8 protein-coding genes, 2 pseudogenes and 1 other annotated feature are annotated in these 6,292 nt (G+C 67.9%); of the genes and pseudogenes, 4 read left to right on the top strand and 6 right to left on the bottom strand.

Translation table 11 applies throughout. From position 1 onward, the window contains the following. The 3 genes and pseudogenes from FGX59_RS10760 to FGX59_RS10750 all read left to right on the top strand — a co-directional run. Positions 1-354 (top strand): integrase core domain-containing protein (locus FGX59_RS10760; protein ID WP_240722377.1); only part of this gene is annotated, 354 nt, incomplete at its 5' end. 40 nt (positions 355-394) lie between these two features. Next, positions 395-894 (top strand): annotated as a pseudogene (locus FGX59_RS38645) (hypothetical protein); the annotation flags it as partial. After that, positions 806-903: a sequence feature (AL1L pseudoknot), on the top strand. Its footprint overlaps the pseudogene before it by 89 nt. Then, positions 888-1,233, top strand: a pseudogene (locus FGX59_RS10750) (transposase); the annotation flags it as partial. Its footprint overlaps the feature before it by 16 nt. The pseudogenes FGX59_RS38645 and FGX59_RS10750, both read left to right, overlap by 7 nt. Positions 1,234-1,362: 129 nt before the next feature. On the opposite strand, the gene FGX59_RS10745 reads toward FGX59_RS10750, so the two are convergent. Genes FGX59_RS10745 through FGX59_RS10720 form a run of 6 tightly spaced genes read right to left on the bottom strand, consistent with a single transcriptional unit; the run spans position 1,363 to position 5,098 of the window. Beyond that, positions 1,363-1,794: a cytochrome c gene (locus FGX59_RS10745; RefSeq protein WP_138466534.1), complete on the bottom strand. Its 432-nt coding sequence runs from the start codon at positions 1,792-1,794 to the stop codon at positions 1,363-1,365. Positions 1,795-1,804: 10 nt separating this feature from the next. Continuing rightward, on the bottom strand, positions 1,805-2,251 hold the full coding sequence (locus FGX59_RS10740) for a c-type cytochrome (RefSeq protein WP_138466533.1): 447 nt from the start codon (positions 2,249-2,251) through the stop codon (positions 1,805-1,807). Between the two features lie 4 nt (positions 2,252-2,255). Next, the gene (locus FGX59_RS10735; RefSeq protein ID WP_138466532.1) at positions 2,256-2,780 is read right to left on the bottom strand and encodes a methylamine dehydrogenase light chain; all 525 of its coding nucleotides are present in this window, start codon (positions 2,778-2,780) and stop codon (positions 2,256-2,258) included. A gap of 27 nt (positions 2,781-2,807) precedes the next feature. After that, complete coding sequence (locus FGX59_RS10730) at positions 2,808-3,401, bottom strand: redoxin domain-containing protein (protein ID WP_138466531.1); 594 nt, start codon at positions 3,399-3,401, stop codon at positions 2,808-2,810. Between the two features lie 19 nt (positions 3,402-3,420). After that, positions 3,421-3,948: a MauE/DoxX family redox-associated membrane protein gene (locus FGX59_RS10725; protein WP_138466530.1), complete on the bottom strand. Its 528-nt coding sequence runs from the start codon at positions 3,946-3,948 to the stop codon at positions 3,421-3,423. 1 nt (position 3,949) lies between these two features. Further along, a complete protein-coding gene (locus FGX59_RS10720) occupies positions 3,950-5,098 on the bottom strand; it encodes an amine dehydrogenase large subunit (RefSeq protein ID WP_138466529.1) in 1,149 nt (382 codons plus the stop codon). Positions 5,099-5,310: 212 nt separating this feature from the next. On the opposite strand from FGX59_RS10720, the gene FGX59_RS10715 reads away from it, so the two are divergent. After that, positions 5,311-6,270 carry an AraC family transcriptional regulator gene (locus tag FGX59_RS10715; RefSeq protein WP_138466528.1) on the top strand — a complete coding sequence of 320 codons (960 nt, stop codon included), beginning with the start codon at positions 5,311-5,313 and terminating at the stop codon, positions 6,268-6,270. Positions 6,271-6,292 lie beyond the last annotated feature (22 nt).

Below are 6,292 nucleotides of genomic sequence, written 5' to 3'. Positions count from 1 at the left end.
GTGCGCGAACTCGATGCGCTGATCACACAACGCGGCCGACCGGCGATGGTGGTCTCGGACAACGGGACGGAACTGACCTCGATGGCTGTCCTCAGTTGGTGCCAGCGCACCGGCATCGAATGGCATTACATTGCGCCGGGAAAGCCCATGCAAAACGGCTTCGTCGAAAGCTTCAACGGACGTTTCCGAGATGAGCTGCTCAACGAGACGCTGTTCTCATCTCTGGCCGATGCCCGGGAACAGATCCGGGCATGGCAGCAAGACTACAATCACCACCGTCCTCACTCGGGCCTGGGGAACATCCCGCCCGTCGAGTTCGCGGCAAAGAAGGGGCTGGCAATGCGCGCCGCGTAGGCCCAAGATCCAACTTGCGGACTCTCCGCTAATTCGGAGGATTGTCGGGGCTAAGGTCACCACGAACAAGTTTTCCCCTGAGGTCCGGGACCGCGCCGCGAGGCTGGTACTGGATCGAAGCCATTGAGGCGCCATTGGTTCGAGCCCAATGGCTGAGGGAGAGCCAGCACGGCTCCCGCTGGCAGGCCGTCATGTCGATCTCGGCGTAGATCGGCTGTTCGGCACACACGCTGAACCAGTATGTCAAGAAGGCGGAAGTCGACAGCGGCAAGCGGGCGGGTATTTCCGCCGAGGTTGCGGACCGGCTGAAGGTGCTGGAGCGCGAAAACCGCGAGCTGCGCCAGGGTGAGCAGGATCAGAAAACCGTCCGGGGGACGGTTTTCCCGACGAACGAGATCCTCCGGAAGGCGTCGGCGCCGATCCGTCGCTGGGACCGGTGGCGCGGTGGATCGGCTTTGCGATGGCGGAGCTCGACCGCCGGTCGAAGTGATGGTGGATTTTGTCGGGGCGCACAGGGATGTGCATGGGGTTGAGCCGATCCTGACGCCATGATCGAGGCCATCGTGGATGAACTGGCGCCAAAGCTCCTGGATCAGAATTCCATCGGCTATCAGTTGGCGGCGCAGCAGCTGATCACGGCAGGAGACAACCCCGAGCGCGTCAAATCCGAGGCCAGTTTTGCCGCCCTGTGTAGCGTCAGTCCGGTTCCCGCATCCTCAGGGAAAACCAATCGTCATAGATTGAATCGCGGCGGCGACCGGGCAGCGCAACAGTGCGCTGCACATCATTGCCACAGGTCGTCTGCGATGTGACGAGCGGACCCGGAAATATGTCGCGCAGCGGATCGCAGACGGCCTGTCGAAACTCGAGGCCAGCCGAATCGGGTCTTGCTGCCGTTTCCAATCCGTCGGTCGGCCGCGGATTGCGGCAGGGGTTGGTCAAGGACGATAGAGACAGGAAAAGGCCGGAGCATCGCTCCGGCCTTCGGCATGTCGGTCCCATGGGGTGCTAGGGCCAGGGATAGTCGGCGACGTAGATGCCGTCGGCCTCGAGCCCTTCGACCACCGAGCGTCGCAGGACCACAACGTCGGGGACCGGTACCGCGCGGCGGCGGGCGACTTCCTCTTCGGTGAAGGGCGCCGCGCCCTCGGACCATTCCCCGAGCACGTAGTTCATCACCGCCGCGATCTCGGCATTGCCGAGCGAGGCGCCGACCACGCCGGGCACATGCATCATGTAGGTGCGGCCCGCATCCACTCCGGCGATCGCTCCGACCGAGCCGGGAAAGGCCGGGACGCCGCCTTCGACCGTGCCCTCGCCCGTCATGCCGTGGCAGCCGGCGCAGCGCAGGATGTAGTCGCTGCGGGCCTTGCCGGAGCCGGCATGGAGCGGCGCGGCCAGCGCGGTCAGCAGCAGGGCGGGGAGCACGGTGCGGATCATCCCGGTCTCCTCACTCTGCCGCGGGGCGCATGGCCCTGAGTGCCGAATGCGACGGATGCGCTTCGCGCGCCGCGGCGACATCCGCGGCGGTCACGGCCGTGCCGAGCCCGCCGAGCTCCTGCAGGACATAGCTTGCCGCCGCCGCCAGCGCGTCGTCGTCATAGCCCGCCACCGGCGGCATGATCAGCCCGGCATAGGTCTGCCCGCCCGCCTGGATCATCCCGGCGAGGCCCGAGGTCATCACGCCGGAGACATAGGGCACGGCATCCTCGCCGAGCGCCGACCAGAAGCCCGGGCGGTTCAGCGCCGGGGCGAGGCCCGGATTGCCGATGCCGCCCTCGTTGTGGCAGGCGGCGCAGGCCTCGGAAAAGACCTCGGCGCCATCCGCGGCCAGCGCGGGCAGGGCGGCGAGGGCAAGGAGGCAGCCCAGCGGGGCTGCCTTCGCGAATGCGGTCATCGGGTTACTCTGCAAGGCCCACCACCACGGACACGGTGCAGTGGTAGCCCTTGTCGGTATTGGCCATGCACCAGTTGATGTCGTTGTAGAGCCCCATGCGGTAGCCCGGGCGCTCGCCCTCGGAGGTGTAGCAGAAGGTCGCCGAGGACACCGTCGGCTTGCCGCAGCAGTCGTTGTAGCTGACCAGGTAGTCCTTGCCGTCCTCGGGATTGGTGCAGGTGCCGACCCAGGAGACCGCCGAGGCCGAGGAGCCCGGCGGGCAGGAGGTCAGCGAGCCGCCCGAGGTCGAGCAGAGATTGCCGTCCAGCGCGCAGTGCCGCCAGTAGCTGCACTCGTCCGCGGTCTCGGCGCCCGCGGCGCTGGCGCGGCGGTCGAAGGGCAGGACCGGGGTCAGCGCGGCGGCGCCCAGCACCGAGGCGCCGGCCCGCGCCAGGAAGCTGCGGCGGCCATGGCTGCGGGCCGAGCCGCGCGCCGAGGTCTCGACGGCCTTGTCGAGGCCCGAAAGCAGACGGTCGATATACTTGTTCATTGGGGATCCTTTCCGTGAAAAGCGGGATCAGGCGTTGAGGGGGGCGGACATGGCCGCCTGGAGCGAGGGGATGCCGGTCTCGGAGGCGGTGAAGAGGCTCTCCAGCTGCTCGCGGCTGTTGACCAGCCCCTTGGCCAGCACCGTGCCATGCGGGCCGATCAGCACCGCGAAGGGCAGCTTGGCGACCTTGAAGGTCATGCCGAGCTCGGAGCTGAGCACATAGGGGAAGCTCTGGAGGCTTTCGGCCTCGATCAGCTTGCGATGCGCCGCTTCGCGCCCGTCCGAGGCCAGCACCACGTCCAGCCAGCGCGATTCGTCGTCGCGGATGGACCGGATCGAGGGCAGCAGCGCCTTGCAGATCGGGCAGGTGGTGGAGAGGAAGAAGACGAGCTGCGCCCGTCCCTCCGCGCCGCCGAGGGACAGGCCCTCGCCGTTGAGATTAGGCAGGGAGAGCGCCGGGACCGGCGCTCCGATGTCGGGTCCGCTATCCGAGATCATCGCGCCGACGGGCGAGACGCGCTCGAACAGGATGCCGATCTGGCGGGCCAGGGCGAAGACCACCCCGATCAGGACCAGGACGACGATCCAGAGCACGATATTGGTGAAGATCAGGAGTTCCATGGCTGGGTCCTTCTGCCGGTCACGCGGTGCGCCGGATGTTGGGAAGATGCGAGGCGAGCTTTTCCGCCACGCCGTAGACGGCGAAGAAGGTCAGGCCCGCCGCGAGGCTGACGAGGGCGCCGATCGCGCCGACGGTCCCGGCGGGGATCGCGGCGATGCCGAGGGCCAGGGCGGCCAGGACCGCATTGCGCCCCAGCGTCAGCGCCGAGACGGGTTGGGGCGCGCCGCCGCAGCCGCAGTCGATCTCGCTGCGTCCATGCCTCAGGGCCAGGCCCATCAGCACGCCGTATCCGGCGAAGAGCCCGGCTGCCAGGAGCCCGCCGAAGGCGCGCGTCGCAGGCAGGAACATCAGCAGGATCGCCAGCATCTCGGCGGCGGTCAGCGCCCGCACGATCGGGTAGGTCCAGGCGGCGGGCACCAGCCCGTAGCCCTGGGCGAAGCCCACCGTCTCGTGATAGGCGGCAGCCTTGTGCCAGGCGGCCCGCGCCAGCACGAGCACCAGGAAGGCCGTCACCGTCGCCGAGGCGTAGGGGACAAGCGCCTGCATCCTACCGGTCCAGCTTCAGCAGGGTCAGGAAGCCCGCGCCGGTCTCGAATTCCCCGGCCTGGGTCAGCGTGACCTCGTCGCCCATCTCGACATCGTAGCGCACGACATTGCCGTCTTCGGTCGCGCCGTAGAGGACCGGTTCCTCGGTCTGGGTCACGGCCAGGCCGTTCTCGTGATGCGCCGGCGAGCGGCCGATCACGGTGCGGGTCTCCATGTCCACCGACCAGATCTCGGTCGCCGGGTCCTTGTGCGAGCCGTTATAGGCGCCCGAATGCATCAGCACGAAGGCGGTATTGGTCGGCGCGTTATAGGCGATCAGCTCGGAGCCCGACGGCGCCCAGCCGCCCAGAACGCCTTCGGTCAGGGGCGCGGTCCCGGTCAGCACCGGCGCCTCGCCGGAATCGTCGACGAAGTAGAGATTGCCGTTGAAGGAGACGAAGACCAGCTCGCTGCCGATGCGCACGCCATTGGTGAAGAGCGCGTCCTCGTCGACATCGAAGATCTTCTCGGACTTGCCCGGCTCGCCGAAGCTGCCATCGGCCTCGAAGCTGTAGCTGGCCAGGGTGCCGTCGCCGCAGATCGTGGTGAACTTCATGCCCTCGACGGCCGGGAAGGCGCCCCAGCAGCCCGGGGTCGGGATCTCGGCCAGCGGCGCGCCGGCACCCAGGTCGACCACGGTGATCGAGGTGGCGGGGGTGGCGTTCTGCGCCAGCAGATAGGCCTCGTCCGAGGTCAGCGACAAGAGCGCGTTCTGCGATTCCACATGCGCCAGCTTGTTGGAGATCTCGAATTCGCGGCGCACCGACAGGGTCGGGACATCCCATTCATGCATCACGACCGTGACCGGGCCGTAGGTGTAGCGCTCCATGTAGACCGAGGTCGTGTAGAGCGTCTTGCCGTCCTTCGACAGCTCCATCTGCGCCGTGGTGCCCGGGCCCATATTGCCCTTCATGGCGAAATCCTCGGCGCCCAGCACGTTCACCGCGCTCGGTCCGGCCCAGGCCTGGTCCATGGCGAAGACATTCGGACCTTCGGAGATCGTCTCCTCGATCGTCAGCGTCTCGGGCACGAATTCCTCCGCGCTGTCCTGGGCCACGGCCTGGCCTGCGGCGACCGCCGAGACCAGCGTGATGGCGTAACCTGTTTTCATGACTCATCTCCTCAACGGGTACTCGGGCCCGGGATAGCGCCGCCGTTGCGCTGCCCGCTATCCGCCCGGATCCGGAAAATGCGGTCAAAAATTATGCAAATGGCAAAATCCGGGCCACGCAGCCGTGAGCCGGACTCGTTACTTGCATTCCGAATGTTTAGAAACAGGGATGTACGTCGCCGTACCGTTCACGGCTCCGGGGGAGCAAAGTCATGGAATTCCAGCAACTTGACGTTGCGCCAGGCGCGGGCGCACAGATATCGCGCCGGGACTCCCACAGTTTCGTCGATCATGAACTGGCGCTCGAGGGCTGGGACCAGACCTATCGCCAGCTCTCGGCGGGGCGGTTCTCCGGCCGGGTGGAGACGCTCGGCCTCGGGGCGATGACGCTCCAGCGCGAGCAGGTGGGCTGCTGCGTCGAGAACCAGTTCAGCCCGCCCGGGGACAGCGTGGTGATCGGCTTCAACCTGCCCGGATCGGTGATCTACGACGCCCAGCTGGGCCCGGTCGCGGACTGGCAGCCGCTGGTCGTGACCAGCGCGCGCGAGCACCGGATCTTCGCCCGCGGCTGCTTCGACGTGCTGATGGTCAGCTTCCCGCAGGAGGCCCTGCCCGAGGGGCTGCACCGTCCGGCGCGGCTGGCGGCCGATCCGCAGGGCAATACCGCGAAATGGCTGCTGGCGCTGATGGGCAGCGTGAAATCGGGCCATGCCAGCGACAGCCTTCTGCAGATGGCGCCGGATCTGGCGGCGGATGCGCTCTCGGCCTGGGGCGATCCGGCGGCGGCGCCCGGCCTGTCCGAGCGGCGCAGCATGGCGGCTTTCGACGATATCCTGGGCGCGATGGGCGAGGTGGAGCCCGAGGCGATGACCGCGACGCGGCTGTCGCAGAAGCTCGGGCGGCCGCGGGCCGAGCTGCGCAGCGCCTGCAAGACGGTGACCGGGCTCGACCTGTCGCAGTTCCTGCTGGCGCGGCGGCTCAGCGATGTCCACCGCGCGCTGCTGCGCGGCCAGGGCGCCGGGGTGAAGGTCTCGGACGTGGCGATGGATCACGGCTTCCTGCATTGGGGCCGCTTCGCCCAGGCCTATCGCGCGATGTTCGCCGAGCGGCCTTCGGAGACCCTGCAGCGGCGGGGGCCCGCGGTCCGGGGCGCCCTGCCGCATTTCGCCTGAGCGGGCAGGGCCCGCGCCCCGC

Source organism: Poseidonocella sp. HB161398 (assembly GCF_005870025.1).
Lineage (GTDB): Bacteria > Pseudomonadota > Alphaproteobacteria > Rhodobacterales > Rhodobacteraceae > Mangrovicoccus.
This window is presented reverse-complemented; position numbering and strand designations above follow the sequence as displayed.

What these genes read in the sequence shown, in the direction of transcription:
- FGX59_RS10745 (WP_138466534.1), bottom strand. Translation starts at nt 1,794, where the DNA reads ATGATCCGCACCGTGCTCCCCGCCCTGCTGCTGACCGCGCTGGCCGCG.
- FGX59_RS10740 (WP_138466533.1), bottom strand. Translation starts at nt 2,251, where the DNA reads ATGACCGCATTCGCGAAGGCAGCCCCGCTGGGCTGCCTCCTTGCCCTC.
- FGX59_RS10735 (WP_138466532.1), bottom strand. Translation starts at nt 2,780, where the DNA reads ATGAACAAGTATATCGACCGTCTGCTTTCGGGCCTCGACAAGGCCGTC.
- FGX59_RS10730 (WP_138466531.1), bottom strand. Translation starts at nt 3,401, where the DNA reads ATGGAACTCCTGATCTTCACCAATATCGTGCTCTGGATCGTCGTCCTG.
- FGX59_RS10725 (WP_138466530.1), bottom strand. Translation starts at nt 3,948, where the DNA reads ATGCAGGCGCTTGTCCCCTACGCCTCGGCGACGGTGACGGCCTTCCTG.
- FGX59_RS10720 (WP_138466529.1), bottom strand. Translation starts at nt 5,098, where the DNA reads ATGAAAACAGGTTACGCCATCACGCTGGTCTCGGCGGTCGCCGCAGGC.
- FGX59_RS10715 (WP_138466528.1), top strand. Translation starts at nt 5,311, where the DNA reads ATGGAATTCCAGCAACTTGACGTTGCGCCAGGCGCGGGCGCACAGATA.